Origin of the sequence: Aquabacterium sp. NJ1 (assembly GCF_000768065.1) — a bacterium.
Classification (GTDB): domain Bacteria; phylum Pseudomonadota; class Gammaproteobacteria; order Burkholderiales; family Burkholderiaceae_C; genus Aquabacterium.
In genome coordinates this window covers 1,407,812-1,424,179 of sequence record NZ_JRKM01000001.1, presented here as the reverse complement: position 1 = coordinate 1,424,179, position 16,368 = coordinate 1,407,812, and the positions used below count along the sequence as shown (strand labels likewise).

Here is a 16,368-nt window from a genome sequence, read left to right as displayed (position 1 = left end):
GGTACCTCATTCACTTGGGGTTCCTCCTCGGGCGCACCGCGGTTTTTTCTGTTGTTAGTGATCCGATTCATGTCTACCACCCTGGTCCGAAAGTCTCCCTCCAAGCTCTGGCTGCTGGCCTTGGCTGTGTTGGCCGTTGGTGTCTACATCTGGTTGAGACATGGCCAGGCACAGTCGGATCAGGATCAGCATCAAAAGGCACTGGCGCCCGCGCCCAATGGCATGTGGCCTTCAGCTGGGCCGGTTGCTGCGGCCGACGGCCAAGGCTTCATCCCCAAGGGCCCGGTGGGTGAGACCAGGCCCGCGGACTTCACGCAAGAAGATTGGGATGCGCTCAACAAGGCCCTGGAGAAAGAGCCCAACAAGGTGCAGGAGCGCAACCGCCTGGTGTCTTACCTGCGCTTTCAGCGCGCGGTGAGCAAATGGAGCGAGATGAAGGACGGCCCCAATGTGGCCGAGCGCCAGGGGCTGGCGCGTGAGCTGGTGCAGCAATTGCCCACCCATGTCGCCAATGGCGAAATCAATTCCGGCGAGGCCTCGCTGCTGTTGACGGCGGTGGCCACCGACCTGGAGGCCGATCCGGCCAAACGCCAGGCCTGGGTCGAGGCCCAGCGCAACCAGTTGCAGGGCACGCAAACGGAAGATCAAGCCAAGGCCCTGCAGGAAGAAAAACGCAAGAACGAAGACTTCGCCCGGCAGCAAGCCGAGCTGGTGGCCCGTTGGCAGAAATCGCCCGTGGCCGAGCAGGACCCCGCCACCCTGGAGCGCCAGTTGCAGGCCCTGCGCGAAAAGGTCTACGGCGACGACACACACTGAGCCCTGACCGAGCGGCTGCACGGGCCGCGCTATTTGACGACATGCGCGCTGCGGGCTAACTCGTTTGCGGGGCAGACAATCCCTGAAACCCGATGCACGAGGCAGGTGAGATCATGGCTTTCGAACCTGTTCTCTGGCCTTTCTCCATCGCATCGCCATGAAGTTTTCCAAATTCCTGCTGAGTGTTGGCGCGGCTTGCGCCTTGACGGTTTGTGCCACGGGCCCTGCGGGTGCCGCAGACAGCGGCGCCTTCACCCCACCGGCCCACATGGCCGACAACTGGGCGCAGTTTGCCGACCAGCTTGCCGTCGGTCGCATCCGCAGGGTCGACCGCTGGAAGAAGCACGAGCGTTTCGCGCCCTGCATCGCCGATGCCAACGTCTGCCAACTGCTGTCGCAGCATCTGCTGGTGCTGATCGTGGACGTGGCCAAGTCCGACCGTGGCGACGTGCTGTGGGCGGTGTCGGTGCCTGACGCACAGCAGCCCAAAGTGGGCCAGTACGTCCAGTTCACCCTGCCCACGACGGCCAAGGAGCTGGGCGCCGGTGTCTACGATCGGGATAACAATCTGGTGACCCTGCCTTGCAAATGGGGCCAGGCCGATGGCGGGGCCAAGGCCAGCGAAGGCGTGGTGTGCGCCAATTGGAACTACAGCCAGCTGAAGTACCTGGCGGGCGCACCTGCCCAGCCCGTTGCGGCCACGCCGCCTGCGTCCGCCGCGTCGCACCCCTGAGCGGGTTGCGCGGCCCTCCCTGGCCTGAGGTGGTGCGCCCTGCGCTCGCGGGGCGCGCTTGCCGTTAAGCTGTCGCGGTTTCAAAAAAGGGAGAACCGCGTCATGTTTGCAAAAAAATACCTGCTGGCGGTGCTGCTGGCCTTTGGGCTCGTGCTGGCCTGGAAGTACCGGGCGTCCGGCGCCTTGAGCCGCCTGGGCCAGGGGGATACGCCAGCGCCCGCCATCAAGTTCGACAACGATTCAGCCCCATCGGCCGGAGCGGCCCCGGCTGAAGAGGCGGCTCCTCAGCAAGTCTCGCGCAAGGCCACTTCCGGCATCCACAAATGCAAGGTGGGCGCCAGCGTGATCTACACCGATGCCCCTTGCGAGAAGCCGGGCGCCGAGCAGGCGCTTGGCGGCGGTTCGGTCACCGTGGTCAAGGGCCAGCGGCCCAGCACCTCACCCGCATCCGAGACCGGCAGCCAGCCCAATGTGCGAGACATGCTGGTCGGACGCCCCAACCCCAACGAGCCCTCGCTGAAGGACCAGCAGATGGACCGGATCATCGGGCGGTGAGCCCATGGCAGCACGCGTGAGGTCCGCGGCTTAAGATGCCATCAGGCCTACACCAAGGAGACCCTCATGAGCGCACGCGCCACCTTCACCAGAATGGACGACAGCACCCAGGCCGACTGGGCACTCATCATGCCGGAGGCCATGAAGATGGCGCGTGGCTTGCCTGACCGTGTGCTGGCGCACTTGCAGTTGCTGGACGGCGATTTTGGTGGCTTCCCGATTGACCGCCTCAGCCACTGCCTGCAGTCGGCCACGCTGGCCCACCGCGATGGGCGTGACGAAGAGTACGTGGTGTGCGCGCTGCTGCACGACATCGGCGACACGCTGGGCACCTACAACCACCCGGACATCGCGGCGGCCATTCTCAAACCCTTTGTCAGTGAAGCCAACCACTGGATGGTGCAGCACCACGGCATCTTCCAGGGCTACAACTTCTTCCACCACATCGGGCTGGACCGCCACATGCGCGACCAGTTCAAGGACCACCCGCATTACGCGCACACCGCCACCTTTGTGGAGCGCTATGACAACCCCGCGTTTGACGCCCAGGCCGAGATCCTGCCCCTGAGTTTTTTCGAGCCCATGGTGCGGCGCGTGATGGCTTCGCCACGGCAGTCGGTCTACAAGGCGGCACTGGACAAATAGCCACCCTGGGCCGCGCATGGCTATGCTTGCCGGCAGGGGATGGCAGGCGTAGAAGCGGGTTGCGGCGTGGCACCTTTTGGCTTGCGCCGACAGGAGGTCACCATGCGCCACAGGATCTACTGGCTGTTGCCCGACCTGGCGAGTGCGCGCCGTGCGATGGACGAGTTGTTACTGGCCCGCATCGAGCACCGCCACCTGCATTTCCACGCCCGTGAGGGCACGGACCTGGGCAGCCTGCACAAGGCCAGCCCGCTGCAATCGTCCGATCTGGTCGGCTCCGCGCAACGAGGGCTGTGCATCGGTGCGGCGCTGGGCGCGGCCTCGGGCGCCATATTCGCGGTGTCGCCCATGCTGGCGGAAGCGAGCAAGCCTGTTTTGGTCGGCCTGCTGGCCGCGTCGGGGGCCTTGTTTGGCGCCTGGACTGCGAGCATGATCGGGGCGTCGATCCCCAGTCGCCGCCTCGCGCGTTTTGCACCCGCGCTGGCACACGGCAAGATCCTGTTGATGGCGGACGTTCCGCATCATCGGGTCAGGGAGATCGAGGCCCTGCTGAATGCCAGCAACCCGGAAGCCGACTTCGAGGGGCATGAGCCCAACGTGCCAGCTTTCCCTTGATGGCGTGCAGCGTTCTCACTGGAGCACGCCGTGACCACCGTTGCAGAAGTTCTCAGAGGCAAACAAAGCCAGACCGTCTACACCATCGCGCCCACGGCCTCCGTGTACGACGCACTGGTGCTGATGGCTGACAAAGGCATCGGCGCGCTGCTGGTGATGGAGTCCGGCCAGGTGGTCGGCATCGTCACCGAGCGCGACTATGCGCGCAAGATCGCCCTCATGTCCCGCTTGTCCAGGGAGACGGAGGTGCGCGAGATCATGACCATGGCCGTGATGTATGTGCGGCCGAACCAGACCAGCGACGAGTGCATGGCCCTGATGACGGAAAACCGCCTGCGCCACCTGCCTGTGATGGACGATGGCAAGCTGCTGGGCATGGTCTCCATCGGTGACCTGGTCAAAGGCATCATCTCCGAGCAGAAGTTCATCATCGAGCAACTGGAGCACTACATCACGGGGGCGCGTGCCTGAGTGGCCCGATGGGGCCTCGCTCAGTGGCTGATCATCCAGGGGCGCTTGGACGGGAACATCTTGCTGCCATTGGCCGCCTTGACCGTGGCACTGCGCTTGGCCCCCGGCGAGCAGCAGCCGCAACCCGACGGGTGCTTGAGCCGCTGGTAGCCTCCGTATTCCTTGGATGACATGGGCGCGTGTTGCGCGCGCTCATTCGTTTCCATGGCCGTGCGGGTCTGGCTGCTCACGCAGGCCAGGCGGGGTGCGCTCACGAACACGCGAGGCGAGTCCGTGCCGCAGTCCGGGCAGGCGCAAGGGTCATTGCGTTGCGCCAGGCTGCGCAGGGCATCGAAGCCCCCGCAGCTCGGGCACGCGTAGTCATAGGTGGGCATGCGCGTGCTCCTGTTGCTTACTTGACGTCCGGCGAGATCGGCATGTCGATGCTGCCGTCCAGGAACTTCGTGGGGCCGACCGCGGTCGGGTTGATGTCGAAGTCGAAGATCTCGGTGGGCAGCCACAAGGTGGCGCAGGCATTGGGCACGTCCACCACGCCGCTGATGTGGCCCTGCACCGGTGCCGTGCCCAGGATGGAGTAGGCCTGTGCGCCGCTGTAGCCGAACTTCTTGAGGTACTCGATGGCGTTGAGGCAGGCCTGGCGGTAGGCCACGTTCACGTCCAGGTAGAGCTGCTTGCCTTGCTCGTCCACCGAGATGCCTTCGAAGATCAGGTAGTCGTTGTAGACCGGCTTGATCGGGCTGGGCTTGAAGATCGGGTTCTTGATGCCGTACTTGGCCATGCCGCCCTTGATCAGCGTGACCTTCATGTGCACCCAGCCGGCCATCTCGATGGCGCCGCAGAAGGTGATCTCGCCATCGCCTTGCGAGAAGTGCAGGTCACCCACGGAGAGGCCGGCGCCATCCACATACACAGGGAAGTAGACCTTGGAGCCGCGCGACAGGTCCTTGATGTCGCAGTTGCCGCCGTGTTCGCGCGGGGGCACGGTACGGGCGGCCGTGGCGGCGGCCTTGTCCTTGGCTTCGCCCGTGAGCTTGCCCATGTGGGCGGTGCCGGCAAACGGCGGGTTGGCCAGGCCGGTGACGCCGGGGTTCGAGTCGATCAGCTCCTGCTCGCGGGTGTTCCAGGCTTCGAGCATCTTGTGGTCGGGCAGGCAACCGATGAGGCCGGGGTGGATCAGGCCGGCATAGCTGACACCGGGCACGTGGCGGCTCTTGGTGAACATGCCGTGGATGTCCCAGATTGATTTCTGGGCCAGTGGGAAGTGTTCGGTCAGGAAGCCGCCACCGTTTTGCTTGCTGAAGAAGCCGTTGAAGCCCCACAGCGAGTCTTGCTTGGCACCGATGTCCAGCAGGTCGACCACCAGCAGGTCGCCGGGCTCGGCACCCTTCACGCCCACCGGGCCGCTGAGGTAGTGCACGGTGGTGAGGTCGATGTCGCGCACGTCATCGGCCGAGTCGTTGTTCTTGATGAAGCCGCCGGTCCAGTCGAAGGTCTCCAGGATGAACTCATCGCCAGGGTTGACCCAGCAGGCCATGGGAATGTCGGGGTGCCAGCGGTTGTGGATGTTTTCGTTCAGGGTGGGCGATTGGGTCAGGTCGACCTTGATCAGGGTGTCAGCCATGTCATGCTCCTTTATCAAACGGACAGGTATGCTTTGATGCGCTCGGCATCGGTATCGGCGCGGGTTGTTTCATGGACCAGGCGGCCGCCTTCGATCACGAAGAGCCGATCGGCCACATCCATCGCAAAAGACAGCACCTGCTCGGACACGACGATGGTGATCTCGCGCAGCTTGCGGATTTCGTTGAGCGCCTTGGCGATGTCCTTGATGATCGAAGGCTGGATGCCTTCCGTGGGCTCGTCCAGCAGCAGCACCTTGGGGTCGGTGACCAGCGCGCGTGCAATGGCCAGTTGCTGCTGCTGCCCGCCCGACAGGTTGCCGCCCTTGCGCGCACGCATGTCGAACAGCACGGGGAAGAGCGCATAGATCTCGTCGGGGATCTTCTTGCTCTTGCTGTTCTCCAGGCCGGTCTGGATGTTTTCTTCCACGGTCAAGGTCGGGAAGATCATGCGGCCCTGCGGCACATACGCGATGCCTTTGGCCACGCGCTTGTAGCTCTCGTCCTTGACAACGCTGTTGCCCGCCACGCTGATCTCGCCAGACTTGGTGGGCAGCACGCCCATCAGGCTCTTGAACAGCGTGGTCTTGCCCATGCCATTACGGCCCATGATGGCCACGGTTTCATTCTTGTTGGCCTCGAACGAGATGCCATGCAGCGCCTCGCTCTGGCCATAACTCACGAACAGGTCTTTGACTTCCAGCATGGTGTGTCTCCTCAGTGACCCAGATAAACGTCGATCACCTTGGGGTCGTTCTGGACCTGGTCCATCGTCCCCTCGGCCAGGATCTTTCCCTGGTGCATCACCGTCACCTTCGAGGCGATCTGCGCCACGAAAGCCATGTCGTGTTCGATCACGATCATCGAGCGGTTCTTGCAGATGCGCTTGAGCAGCTCGGCCGTCTGCTCGCGCTCCTTGGCGCTCATGCCTGCAATGGGCTCGTCCAGCATCAGCAGCTCGGGCTCCTGCATCAGCAGCATGCCGATCTCCAGCCACTGCTTTTGCCCGTGGGAGAGCAGGCCGGCTTCGGTGTCCAGCTTGTCGGCCAGGCCGATCTCTTCGGCCACGACCTGCACGCGGGCCTTGACCTCGTCGGTGCACTTGAAGCCCAGCGCGCCCAGCACCGAACGGCCTCTCGGGAAGGACACCTCCAGGTTCTGGAAGACGCTGAGGTTCTCGTAGATCGAGGGCGTCTGGAACTTGCGGCCCACGCCGGCTCGCACGATCTGGTGCTCGGGCTTCTTCGTCAGCTCTTCATCCTTGAACTTGATGCTGCCGGTGCTGGCCTTGGTCTTGCCGCAGATCAGATCGAGCAGGGTGGTCTTGCCAGCCCCGTTGGGGCCGATGATCACGCGCAACTCGTTCTTGTCGACATACAGGTTCAGGCTGTCGATGGCCTTGAAGCCATCAAAGGACACGGTGAGGTCTTCGATGTAGAGAACGAACTCTTTGGCTTTGGTGACGGCGGCACTCATGGTGCGACTCCTTCTTGAAAGGCTGAACGGTTCACGCTTGCTGGCTGCTCATGCCGTGCGGCATGGCGCCTTGAGCCGGCGGCAGCACTTGGGGGTAGGCCGCATGGGCCGCCTGGATGCGCTCGGCCTGCGCGGCACGGTCTGCCTGGCGCCTGGCCCACCAGGGCTTGAGCTTTTGCTCCACCAGGCCAGCCAGCCCGTCGGGGAAGGCCATGGTCACGCCGATGAACAGGCCCGACATCAGGAACAGCCACAGATCGGGGGCGCTCTCCGAGAAGTAGGTCTTGCCGAAGTTCACCAGCAGCGCGCCGTAGATCGAGCCGACCAGGCTCATGCGGCCACCCACTGCGGCAAAGATCACCATCTCGATGGAGGGCACGATGCCCACGAAGGAGGGCGACATGAAGCCGACCTGCAGCGTGAACATGGCCCCGCCAATCGCCGACAGCATGGCGGCCAGGCAGAAGGCGAAGACCTTGAACATGGCCACGTCGTAGCCGGAGAAGCGCACGCGGTCTTCCTTGTCACGCATGGCCAGCAAGAGCGTGCCCAGCTTGGAGGACTGCACCCAGCGGCACAGGAACACCGAGGCCAGCAGCAGGCCCACGCACACGTAGTACAGGATGTACTTGGCGTGGTCGGTGCGGATGTCCCAGCCCAGCAGCGTCTTGAGGTCCGTGATGCCGTTGACACCGCCGGTGTAGCCTTGCTGGCCGATGATCAGCACCGTCAGGATCAGGGCCACCGCCTGCGTGATGATGGCGAAGTACACGCCGCCCACGCGCCGCTTGAACATGGCGAAGCTGACGATGAAGGCCAGCAGCGTGGGCACCACCAGCACCGCGATCAGGGCCAGCGGCAGGCTCTTGAACGGCACCCACCAGGAGGGCAGGGCGGTGAGCTGGTTCCAGTCCATGAAGTCGGGAATGCCGGGTGTGGACTGGATCTTGGTGCTGATGGGGTCGGAGGCCTCCAGCTTGAGGAACATGGCCATCATGTAGCCACCCAGGCCAAAGAAAACGCCTTGACCGAGGCTGAGGATGCCGGCGTGGCCCCACAGCATCACCAGGCCCAAGGCCACGAAGGCATAAGTCAGGTACTTGCCGATCAGGTTGAGCCGGAAGATGTCCAGCGTGAGGGGGAAGACCACGATCAGCAGCAGGGCCAGCAGCGCAATGCTGCCCAGCTTTTGCTGTGCGATCCAGGTTTGAACCTTGCTCATGAAAAAACTCCTTTCAAACCGTTGGCTTACTTGCGGACCTTCGAGGGGAACAGGCCTTGCGGACGCAGCATCAGGATGGTGACCACCGTCAGCAGCGTGAGCACCTTGGCGTTCGAGCCCGTCATGAAGAACTCGCTGATCGATTGCGTCTGGGCGATGCCGAAGGCCGATGCCACCGTGCCCAAGAGGCTGCCGGCGCCGCCGAAGGTGACCACCAGGAAGGAGTCCACGATGTAGAGCGAGCCGCTGGTCGGGCCGGTGGAGCCAATGGTGGTGAAGGCCGCACCCGCCACACCGGCAATGCCGCAACCAATCGCAAAGGTCAGGCGGTCGGTCTTCTTGGTGTTGATGCCGATGGCGTTGGCCATCACGCGGTTGCTCACCGTGGCGCGCACACGCAGACCCCAGCGGGCCTTGTACAGCGCGATCATCAGCAGCACGGTGACCAGGGCGGTGAGGCCCATCACGAACATGCCATTGATGGGGATGTCCAGGCCCTCATGGGGCGACCACGAACCCATCAACCAGTCGGGCAGCGTGGGGCTGACCTCCTTGGGGCCGATGGCGGTACGAAAGACCTGCTGCAGACCCAGGCTCAGGCCCCAGGTGGCCAGCAGGGTGTCCAAGGGGCGCTTGTACAGGTGCCGGATCAAGGCCCATTCGGTGAGCCAACCCACGCCAAAGGCGATCAGGAAGGCGGCCACGATGGCAAACGGGAAGTAGGCCTGCACCAGGTTCGGTGCGTACTTCTCGGTCAGGGTCGAGCCCATGTACACGGTGTAGGCACCAATGGTCATGAACTCGCCATGCGCCATGTTGATCACACCCATCTGGCCAAAGATCACTGCCAGGCCCAGGCCCATGAGCAGCAGGACGGAGAACAGGCTCAAGCCCGCAAAGCCCTGCATCAGGCCAATGTTCATCATTTCTGCAAAAGACATGGGGCACCCCCTTCAACAACACAACCGCGCGCTCACGCTCAATCTCCGCGCCACACGAAACCGATCCAGCAAACGCCGCGGATCCGGCTTCGCCGGTCCGCTGGCGTTGCCCCCTTGAGGGGGCGGCCGTCAGGCCGTAGGGGGTGGTTTATTGATAACCCTTGGGGAAGGGGTTGGGTTCGATCAAGTCCTTGGACTCGGCCACCACCTTGAAGGTCCCATCCGCCTGCCCCTGCGCAATGCGCGCACGGCTCCACAGGTGGTGGTTCTCGTGCAGCTTCACGTAGCCCTCGGGCGCGGTCTTCAACTCGATGCCAGGCGATGCGGCCACGACCTTGTCCACATCGAAGCTGCCGGCCCTCTCGACGGCGGCCTTCCACAACCAGGGGCCGAGGTAGCCGGCCTGGGTCACGTCGCCGATCACCGATTTCGGGCCATAGGCCTTCTTGAAGGCTTCGACGAACTTCTTGTTGTTGTCGTTGGGCAGCGACTGGAAGTACTTCATCGACGAGTAGAAGCCGGCGAAGTTCTCGCCGCCCACGCCCAGCATTTCGTCCTCGGTCACCGACAAGGTCAGCAGGAACTGCTTGGCGCCGGTGATGCCGGCGGCCTTGAGTTGCTTGTAGAAGGCCACGTTGGAGCCACCCACCACGGCGGCGAAGATGCAATCGGGCTTGGCCAGCTTGATCTTGTTGATCAGCGAGTTGAAGTTGGTGTTGCCCAGCGGGTAGTACTCTTCGCCGACCACCTTGCCCAGTTTGCCGACCGTCTCGATGTGCTTGCGTGCGATCTTCATCGAGGTGCGCGGCCAGATGTAGTCCGAGCCCACGAGGAAGAAAGTCTTGGCCTTCTTCTCCTTGGCGCCCCAGTCCAGGCCCCAGATGATCTGCTGCGTGGCTTCCTGGCCCGTGTAGATCACGTTCTTGGACTGCTCCAGGCCTTCATAGAAGGTGGGGTAGTACAGCAGGCCGTTTTCCTTTTCGAAGATGGGCAGCACGGCCTTGCGCGAGGCCGATGTCCAGCAGCCGAACACGCAGGCCACGCGGTCGTTGACCAGCAGCTTCTTGGACTTCTCGGCAAACGTGGGCCAGTCGGAGGCGCCGTCTTCCTTGATCACCTTGATCTTGCGGCCCAGCACACCGCCCATGGCATTGATCTGGTCGATGGCCAGCTGCTCGGCCTGGATCGAACCGGTTTCCGAAATGGCCATGGTGCCCGTGGCCGAGTGCAGCTGACCGACGATCACTTCGGTGTCGGTCACGGCCAGCTTGGTCGTGTTGACGGCCGAGGTGGCGGGTGCGGCGCCGTAGCTCAGGCCGGTGACGCCCATCAGCGGGACGGCACCCAGGCCTTGCAGGACGCGGCGGCGGTTGAGGGACAGATCTTTTTCGGACTTCGACATGAAAAGGCTCCTTGCACAAAAACGGGTTGCCGATGCCGCGCTTTGGTGCAAGGTCCTCTGGATACTGCGGGAACCCGGCACCGCTGCTCGCGGCCTTGGGTGCAACAGTACGGATGAGCGGGTTTTCCATGAATACGTCAATTAACGTAGTTGACGTACGCAGGACTCGTGCAACGCGCATGGATCGCTTCTTGCATACAAGGGTGGCCGTCCCTTCATCCGGAGCCAGTTCGTGTCCGTAGCCCGGCAAAAGATCTTTCGCATTCGCCGTGAATACAACTCCTGGGTTGCCAACGAAACCCTGGAGGACTACGCCCTGCGCTACACGCCGCGCACCTTTCGCAAGTGGAGCGAGCTGCGCGTGGCCAACACGGCCTTTGGCGCCGTGTCCTTCCTGGCGCTCGAAGCCATCGGCGGCGCCATTGCGCTGAACTACGGTTTCACCAATGCGCTGTGGGCCATCCTGGTGGTGGGCCTGATCACCTTCCTCACCGGCCTGCCCATCAGCTACTACGCGGCCAAATACGGCGTCGACATGGACCTGCTCACGCGCGGTGCGGGCTTCGGCTACCTGGGCTCGACGCTGACCTCGCTGATCTACGCCAGCTTCACCTTCATCTTCTTCGCGCTGGAGGCGGCCATCATGGCGCTGGCCATCCAGATGGTGTTCGACTGGCCCTTGCCGCTTTGTTATGTGGTGTCCTCGCTGGTCATCATTCCCCTGGTCACCCATGGCGTGACGCTGATCTCGCGGCTGCAGATGTGGACGCAGCCGCTTTGGTTGACGCTGTGGGTCTGCCCGTTTCTCTTTGTGGCCTTCAAGAACCCGCAGGCCTATGTGGCCTTCACGGGCCTGACGGGGCGCAGCACGGGCCACAACGGCTTTGACATGACCGCGTTCGGCCTGGCGTCGACCGTGGCCTTCGCCTTGATCGTGCAGATCGGCGAGCAGGTGGACTTCCTGCGCTTCCTGCCCGAGAAGACCCGCGAGAACCGCGTGCGCTGGTGGACGGCCGTGCTGGTGGCCGGGCCGGGCTGGGTGGTGCCGGGCATGCTCAAGATGCTGGCCGGCGCCTTCCTGGCATTCCTGGCCTTGCAGCATGAGGTGCCGGTGGACAAGGCCATCGAGCCCACGCAGATGTACCTGGCGGGCTTCGGCGAGGTGTTCTCATCGCCCGAATGGGTACTGGGTGCCACCGTGCTGTTCGTGATCGTGTCGCAGGTCAAGATCAACGTGACCAATGCCTACGCGGGCTCGCTGGCCTGGTCCAACTTCTTTGCGCGGCTCACGCACAGCCATCCGGGTCGGGTGGTGTGGCTGGTCTTCAATGTGCTGATCGCCGTGCTGCTGATGACGCTGGGTGTGTTCGGCGCGCTGGAGCGTGTGCTGGGGCTCTATAGCAATGTGGCCATCGCCTGGGTGGGGGCCCTGGTGGCGGACCTGATGGTCAACAAGCCCATGGGCTGGTCACCCAAGGGCATCGAGTTCAAGCGCGCCCATCTGTATGACCTCAACCCTGTGGGGCTGGGCGCCACCTTGTCGGCGGCCTTGCTGGCCGTATCGGCCCACGCGGGCTTGCTGGGTGAGGCCCTGGTGGCCTGGTCTTCGTTCATCGCGCTGGGCATTGCGCTGGTGATGTCGCCTTTGCTGGCCTGGGCCACGCAGGGGCGTTACTACCTGGCGCGCCAGCCGAGAACCCACTGGAAGCCCGGCCAGCTGGTGCGCTGCTCGGTGTGCGAGAACCACTTCGAGGCCGAGGACATGGCCACCTGCCCGGCCTACGACGCGCCCATTTGCTCGCTGTGCTGCACGCTGGAGTCGCGCTGCCATGACCGCTGCAAGACGCGTTCGCGTGCGGCCGAGCAGGTCTCGGATGGCCTGATGGCCGTGCTGCCGACGCAGCTGTCGAGGCGAATCAACTTCCGGGTGGGGCACTACCTCGTGGTGTTCCTGTCGATCGCCGCCATGCTGGCCTTCGTGCTGGGCGTGGTCTATTACCAGGAAGGGGTGGTGCGCCCGAGTTTGGCCGACGGCAGCCTGGCGCCTGGCGGGCTCGAAGGCCCCTTCATCAAGGTGTTTGCACTCATGCTGCTGGCTGCGGCCGTGTGCGCCTGGTGGGTGGTGCTGGCCTCCGAGAGCCGGCGCATGGCGCAGGACGACTCCAACCGGCACAACCAGTTGCTGCAGCTCGAGATCGACGCCCACCGCCGCACCGATGCGGCCTTGCAGCAGGCCAAGGAGCTGGCCGAGGCTGCCAACCAGGCCAAGACCCGTTACGTGGCGGGCATGACGCACGAACTGCGCACACCGCTCAACAGCATCCTGGGTTATGCGCAGATCTTGTTGAAGGATGCGCCTGCAGTCGGCAAGAAGCGCTCGGCGCTCAACACCATCCAGCGCAGCGGCGAGCACCTCATGGGCTTGATCGATGGCCTGCTGGACCTGGCCCGGATCGAAGCGGGCCGGCTGCGGCTGGAGTCGGCACCTGTGCCCTTGCGCGAGTTCCTGGACGACGTGGTCAGCATGGTGCAGCCCCAGGCCGAAGCCAAGGGGCTGGGCTTCAAGCTGGAGACGCGGGGCCGCGTGCCCGCCTGGGTGCAAGCTGATGTCAAGCGCTTGCGCCAGATCCTGCTCAACCTGCTGAGCAATGCCGTGCGCTTCACCGAGAAGGGCCGCATCACCCTGGTGCTGGATGCACGCCGCGAGGTGCTGCGCTTCGAGGTGCTGGACACCGGCATCGGCATTGCACCGCAGGATCTGGAGCGCATCTTCCTGCCCTTCGAGCGCGGCAGTGGCGGGCGGCGCAGCAGCGAGCCGGGCACGGGCCTGGGCCTGACCATCACCCACCTGCTCACCGAGCTGATGGGGGGCGAGCTCAGCGTGCAAAGCGTGATGGGGCAGGGCAGCACCTTCAGCGTGCGCCTGTACCTGCGCGAGATCGCCGCACCGCCGGAGGCGCGTGCGCTGGCGTCCGGTGTGGGCGCCGCACGTTTGTTGCACCACCCCGTCACGGGCTACGAGGGCGCGCGCAAGACCTTGCTGGTGGTGGACGACCAGCCCATCCAGCGCCAGATGCTGGCCGGCATGCTGCTGCCCCTGGGCTTTGACATCCGTGAAGCGGCCAGCGGGCAAGAGGGCCTGGAGAGCGTCAAGGAGCACTGCCCCGATGCGGTCTTGCTGGACATCACCATGGATGACATGGACGGCTGGCGCACGGCCCGTGCCATCCGGCAGGCCGGCTTTCTTGACGTGCCCATCATCATGGTGTCGGCCAATGTGTTCGAGAACCGGCCGGAGAACCTGGCGGCCGCACAATGCCAGGCCTTTGTGGCCAAGCCCGTGATGGAGTCGGAACTGCTGGACACCCTGTCGGCGCAACTGGGCCTGAGCTGGGTCACGACCCACCCCGCAGCGCCGGGCGCCGAGCACAACGCCGAATGCAGTGCCGAATACAACGCTCAGAGCAAGCCACCAGATACCGTGCCGCAGCTGGACCTGTTCGCGCAAGCCGCCTCACCGGTGTCTGCCGATGCCGCCTGGGAACTGGACCGTCTGGCGCGCAAGGGCCACGTACAGGGCCTGCATGAGGCCCTCGATGAGTGGACCCGCGCCGCACCCGATCAACTCAACCATTGGCGCAGGCTGCGTGAGCTGCTGGAGCAGTTCGATCTGGACGCCATGGTCTCGTATCTCGCCCCTTATCTCGCAGAGGACACACTGGATGAACCCCAAGCTTGAGCCCAGCCAGGGCACGGTCCTGGTGGTGGATGATGCACCCGATACCTTGCGTATGCTGTGTGACGCGCTGGCCGATGAAGGTTACACGGTGCTCGTGGCGCGCGACGGCCAGCAGGCACTGGCGCGTCTGGACGTGGTCACACCCGATGCCATCCTCATGGACGGCGTCATGCCCGGCCTCACCGGGTTCGAGACTTGCCAGCGCATCAAGAACCACGCGGCCTGGTCGGCGATCCCTGTGATCTTCATGACGGGCCTGTCCGAGACAGCCGATGTGGTGGCCGGCTTTGAGGCCGGCGGCGTGGACTACGTGGTCAAGCCCGTGCGCATTGAAGAAGTGCTGGCGCGGCTGGCCACGCACGTGCGCAATGCGCGTGCGGCACGCGAGGCCATTCGCGTCATGCAGCATGGCAAGGCCACGAGCGCTGCGTCGGCATCCGGCCCTGATCGATTGAGCGAAGCGGCGCTGACACCGCGCGAAACCGAGGTGCTGGGCTGGCTGGCCAAGGGCAAGACCAACCGCGACATCGCCGACATCCTGGGCATGAGCCATCGCACCGTCAACAAGCATCTGGAGCACATCTTCGAGAAGCTGGGCGTGGAGACCCGCGCGGCCGCAGCGGCACTGGCCACGCGTTCCATCTCTGTTTGAGCTTGCCATCTCGCAAACCCTCATCAAGTCGTGGGACGAGATGGCGCCAGCTTGAGTTAGTCTTGCGCTTTGTGTCAGCAGACACCAGTTGATGAGGCCACAGGAGCAGTACATGGCATCACCACCTCCAGCGCAATGGGGCGCTGGCTGGGTCAAATACCGGCGTTTCAGCGAATTGATTCTGGTGTCCGCGGCCGGGCACTTCGTGTTCGCGCTCGCCTATGGTTTTTATCTGGGCCAATGGCCCATCGCTGCTGTACTGGGTTTGCCCGCCACACTGGTTTTGGGGCTCTATCCCTTGTTCAAATCCAGGCTGGCGCCGGCACGCATCCGCCTGTGCAGCCACCTGATGCTGTTGGGCAACCTGGCTGGCCTGGTCGTCGCCTTGATGTGGATGGGGCTGTCGCCCAGCACCGCCGTGTGGTGGCTGGTGTGGTGGCCCATGTTCGTGGCGCATGTGATGGGCGTGGTCGATGGCCTGATCTGGCTGGTCATCGCCATGGTGGCCACCGTGCTGATCTGGCAGAACCACCAGTTCCATTGGCTGACGCCCCTGATGCGCGACGAGGACAACCCCATGTTCCTCATGCAGATGTGCTTCCTCTTGATCGGTGGTGGGGTCAGCGTGGTGGTGCGCCGTGCCTATGATCGCTTCGGCGAAGAGATCGATGCCAACCAGCGCGTGATCGACAGCCAGAATCTGTCGCTGGAGCGGCGTGCCGTGCGCCTGGAGGCCATGTTGCAAGCGGTGCAGCAGTCCAGCCTGGACCGCACCCGCCTGTTTGCGCAGATCAGCCACGAGGTGCGCACACCGCTCAACGGCATCCTCGGTTTTGCGACCTTGCTCAAGCGCACCGAGCTCAATGCGCAGCAGGCCACGTATGCCGAGCAGATCGACCGTTGCGGCAACACCTTGCTGCAGATCATCAACGATGTGCTGGACTTCTCTCGCCTGGAGGCCCACCCCACGCGACTGGATCAGCAGCGCTTCAATGCTGTGCAGCTGGCGCACGAAGCGGTGGACATGGTGTCGTCCATCGCGGAGCAAAAAGGGGTGACCCTGGTGCGCGAGTTTTCCGGTGACGAGATCGAGGCCGTGGGCGACCCCTTGCGCGTCAAGCAGGTGCTGCTCAATCTGCTGGCCAATGCCCTGAAGTTCACGGCGCAAGGTGAAGTGGCCGTTCGTTGCCGCACCACGCAGCGTGATGATGGGCAACAGGCGCTGCACGTGGAAGTGCAGGACTCGGGCATCGGCATCCCTGATGAGGCACTGTGCCAGCTGTTTCAGCCCTTCAACAAGGCCAGTGACAGCACCATCCGTCAGTACGGCGGCTCCGGCCTGGGCCTGGCCATCTGCAAGCGTCTCATCGACATGATGAACGGCAGCATCGGGGTGGACAGCCAGCCCGGCAGCGGCAGCCTGTTCTGGTTCGAGGTGCCGATCAGCGCGAACTGAGCGGCCGGCCTCATCCCACGACGTTA

Annotated in this window: 16 protein-coding genes; 9 read left to right on the top strand and 7 right to left on the bottom strand. The window is 63.9% G+C overall.

The features are described 5' to 3' along the window. The first annotated feature begins 69 nt into the window (after window positions 1–69). From JY96_RS06150 to JY96_RS06125, 6 genes are all read left to right on the top strand, one after another. A complete protein-coding gene (locus tag JY96_RS06150) occupies window positions 70–816 on the top strand; it encodes a hypothetical protein (RefSeq protein ID WP_035035858.1) in 747 nt (248 codons plus the stop codon). 157 nt (window positions 817–973) lie between these two features. Next, entirely contained in the window at window positions 974–1,549 is a 576-nt protein-coding gene (locus tag JY96_RS06145) for a hypothetical protein (protein ID WP_035035856.1), read from the top strand. A 102-nt stretch (window positions 1,550–1,651) separates the two neighbouring features. Beyond that, entirely contained in the window at window positions 1,652–2,104 is a 453-nt protein-coding gene (locus JY96_RS06140) for a hypothetical protein (protein WP_035035854.1), read from the top strand. Window positions 2,105–2,170: 66 nt separating this feature from the next. Further along, window positions 2,171–2,749: an HD domain-containing protein gene (locus JY96_RS06135; protein WP_035035852.1), complete on the top strand. Its 579-nt coding sequence runs from the start codon at window positions 2,171–2,173 to the stop codon at window positions 2,747–2,749. Window positions 2,750–2,851: 102 nt separating this feature from the next. Next, window positions 2,852–3,364, top strand: a complete 513-nt coding sequence (locus tag JY96_RS06130) for a hypothetical protein (RefSeq protein WP_035041501.1) — start codon at window positions 2,852–2,854, stop codon at window positions 3,362–3,364. Between the two features lie 30 nt (window positions 3,365–3,394). After that, window positions 3,395–3,835 (top strand): CBS domain-containing protein, encoded by a 441-nt coding sequence (locus tag JY96_RS06125; protein ID WP_035035850.1) that lies wholly within the window; start codon window positions 3,395–3,397, stop codon window positions 3,833–3,835. Between the two features lie 20 nt (window positions 3,836–3,855). On the opposite strand, the gene JY96_RS06120 is transcribed toward JY96_RS06125, so the two are convergent. From JY96_RS06120 to urtA, 7 genes are all read right to left on the bottom strand, one after another. Next, the gene (locus JY96_RS06120) at window positions 3,856–4,209 is read right to left on the bottom strand and encodes a zinc ribbon domain-containing protein (RefSeq protein ID WP_035035848.1); all 354 of its coding nucleotides are present in this window, start codon (window positions 4,207–4,209) and stop codon (window positions 3,856–3,858) included. Window positions 4,210–4,226: 17 nt separating this feature from the next. Next, the gene (fmdA, locus tag JY96_RS06115; protein WP_035035845.1) at window positions 4,227–5,456 is read right to left on the bottom strand and encodes a formamidase; all 1,230 of its coding nucleotides are present in this window, start codon (window positions 5,454–5,456) and stop codon (window positions 4,227–4,229) included. 14 nt (window positions 5,457–5,470) lie between these two features. Further along, complete coding sequence (urtE, locus tag JY96_RS06110) at window positions 5,471–6,160, bottom strand: urea ABC transporter ATP-binding subunit UrtE (protein ID WP_035035842.1); 690 nt, start codon at window positions 6,158–6,160, stop codon at window positions 5,471–5,473. 11 nt (window positions 6,161–6,171) lie between these two features. Continuing rightward, on the bottom strand, window positions 6,172–6,930 hold the full coding sequence (gene urtD / locus JY96_RS06105) for an urea ABC transporter ATP-binding protein UrtD (protein ID WP_035035839.1): 759 nt from the start codon (window positions 6,928–6,930) through the stop codon (window positions 6,172–6,174). 31 nt (window positions 6,931–6,961) lie between these two features. Further along, on the bottom strand, window positions 6,962–8,152 hold the full coding sequence (gene urtC, locus JY96_RS06100) for an urea ABC transporter permease subunit UrtC (RefSeq protein WP_035035836.1): 1,191 nt from the start codon (window positions 8,150–8,152) through the stop codon (window positions 6,962–6,964). A 26-nt stretch (window positions 8,153–8,178) separates the two neighbouring features. Beyond that, complete coding sequence (urtB, locus tag JY96_RS06095; protein WP_035035835.1) at window positions 8,179–9,093, bottom strand: urea ABC transporter permease subunit UrtB; 915 nt, start codon at window positions 9,091–9,093, stop codon at window positions 8,179–8,181. 148 nt (window positions 9,094–9,241) lie between these two features. Further along, a complete protein-coding gene (gene urtA, locus JY96_RS06090; RefSeq protein WP_035035832.1) occupies window positions 9,242–10,495 on the bottom strand; it encodes an urea ABC transporter substrate-binding protein in 1,254 nt (417 codons plus the stop codon). Window positions 10,496–10,727: 232 nt separating this feature from the next. Between urtA and JY96_RS06085 the strand changes: the two genes are divergently transcribed. The 3 genes from JY96_RS06085 (at window position 10,728) to JY96_RS22015 (ending at window position 16,342) form a co-directional block, all read left to right on the top strand. After that, entirely contained in the window at window positions 10,728–14,234 is a 3,507-nt protein-coding gene (locus JY96_RS06085) for an ATP-binding protein (protein ID WP_081961077.1), read from the top strand. Further along, on the top strand, window positions 14,218–14,886 hold the full coding sequence (locus JY96_RS06080; RefSeq protein ID WP_035035828.1) for a DNA-binding response regulator: 669 nt from the start codon (window positions 14,218–14,220) through the stop codon (window positions 14,884–14,886). Before JY96_RS06085 ends, JY96_RS06080 begins: the two co-directional genes overlap by 17 nt. A gap of 112 nt (window positions 14,887–14,998) precedes the next feature. Next, entirely contained in the window at window positions 14,999–16,342 is a 1,344-nt protein-coding gene (locus JY96_RS22015; protein ID WP_052162195.1) for a HAMP domain-containing sensor histidine kinase, read from the top strand. Window positions 16,343–16,368: the final 26 nt, after the last annotated feature.

Excerpts from the sequence above, each read along its gene's own strand:
- JY96_RS06150 (WP_035035858.1), top strand. The coding sequence starts at position 70 with ATGTCTACCACCCTGGTCCGAAAGTCTCCCTCCAAGCTCTGGCTGCTG.
- urtD (WP_035035839.1), bottom strand. The coding sequence starts at position 6,930 with ATGAGTGCCGCCGTCACCAAAGCCAAAGAGTTCGTTCTCTACATCGAA.
- fmdA (WP_035035845.1), bottom strand. The coding sequence starts at position 5,456 with ATGGCTGACACCCTGATCAAGGTCGACCTGACCCAATCGCCCACCCTG.
- JY96_RS06140 (WP_035035854.1), top strand. The coding sequence starts at position 1,652 with ATGTTTGCAAAAAAATACCTGCTGGCGGTGCTGCTGGCCTTTGGGCTC.
- JY96_RS06120 (WP_035035848.1), bottom strand. The coding sequence starts at position 4,209 with ATGCCCACCTATGACTACGCGTGCCCGAGCTGCGGGGGCTTCGATGCC.
- JY96_RS06080 (WP_035035828.1), top strand. The coding sequence starts at position 14,218 with ATGAACCCCAAGCTTGAGCCCAGCCAGGGCACGGTCCTGGTGGTGGAT.
- urtB (WP_035035835.1), bottom strand. The coding sequence starts at position 9,093 with ATGTCTTTTGCAGAAATGATGAACATTGGCCTGATGCAGGGCTTTGCG.
- JY96_RS06130 (WP_035041501.1), top strand. The coding sequence starts at position 2,852 with ATGCGCCACAGGATCTACTGGCTGTTGCCCGACCTGGCGAGTGCGCGC.
- urtA (WP_035035832.1), bottom strand. The coding sequence starts at position 10,495 with ATGTCGAAGTCCGAAAAAGATCTGTCCCTCAACCGCCGCCGCGTCCTG.
- JY96_RS22015 (WP_052162195.1), top strand. The coding sequence starts at position 14,999 with ATGGCATCACCACCTCCAGCGCAATGGGGCGCTGGCTGGGTCAAATAC.
- urtC (WP_035035836.1), bottom strand. The coding sequence starts at position 8,152 with ATGAGCAAGGTTCAAACCTGGATCGCACAGCAAAAGCTGGGCAGCATT.
- JY96_RS06145 (WP_035035856.1), top strand. The coding sequence starts at position 974 with ATGAAGTTTTCCAAATTCCTGCTGAGTGTTGGCGCGGCTTGCGCCTTG.
- JY96_RS06135 (WP_035035852.1), top strand. The coding sequence starts at position 2,171 with ATGAGCGCACGCGCCACCTTCACCAGAATGGACGACAGCACCCAGGCC.
- urtE (WP_035035842.1), bottom strand. The coding sequence starts at position 6,160 with ATGCTGGAAGTCAAAGACCTGTTCGTGAGTTATGGCCAGAGCGAGGCG.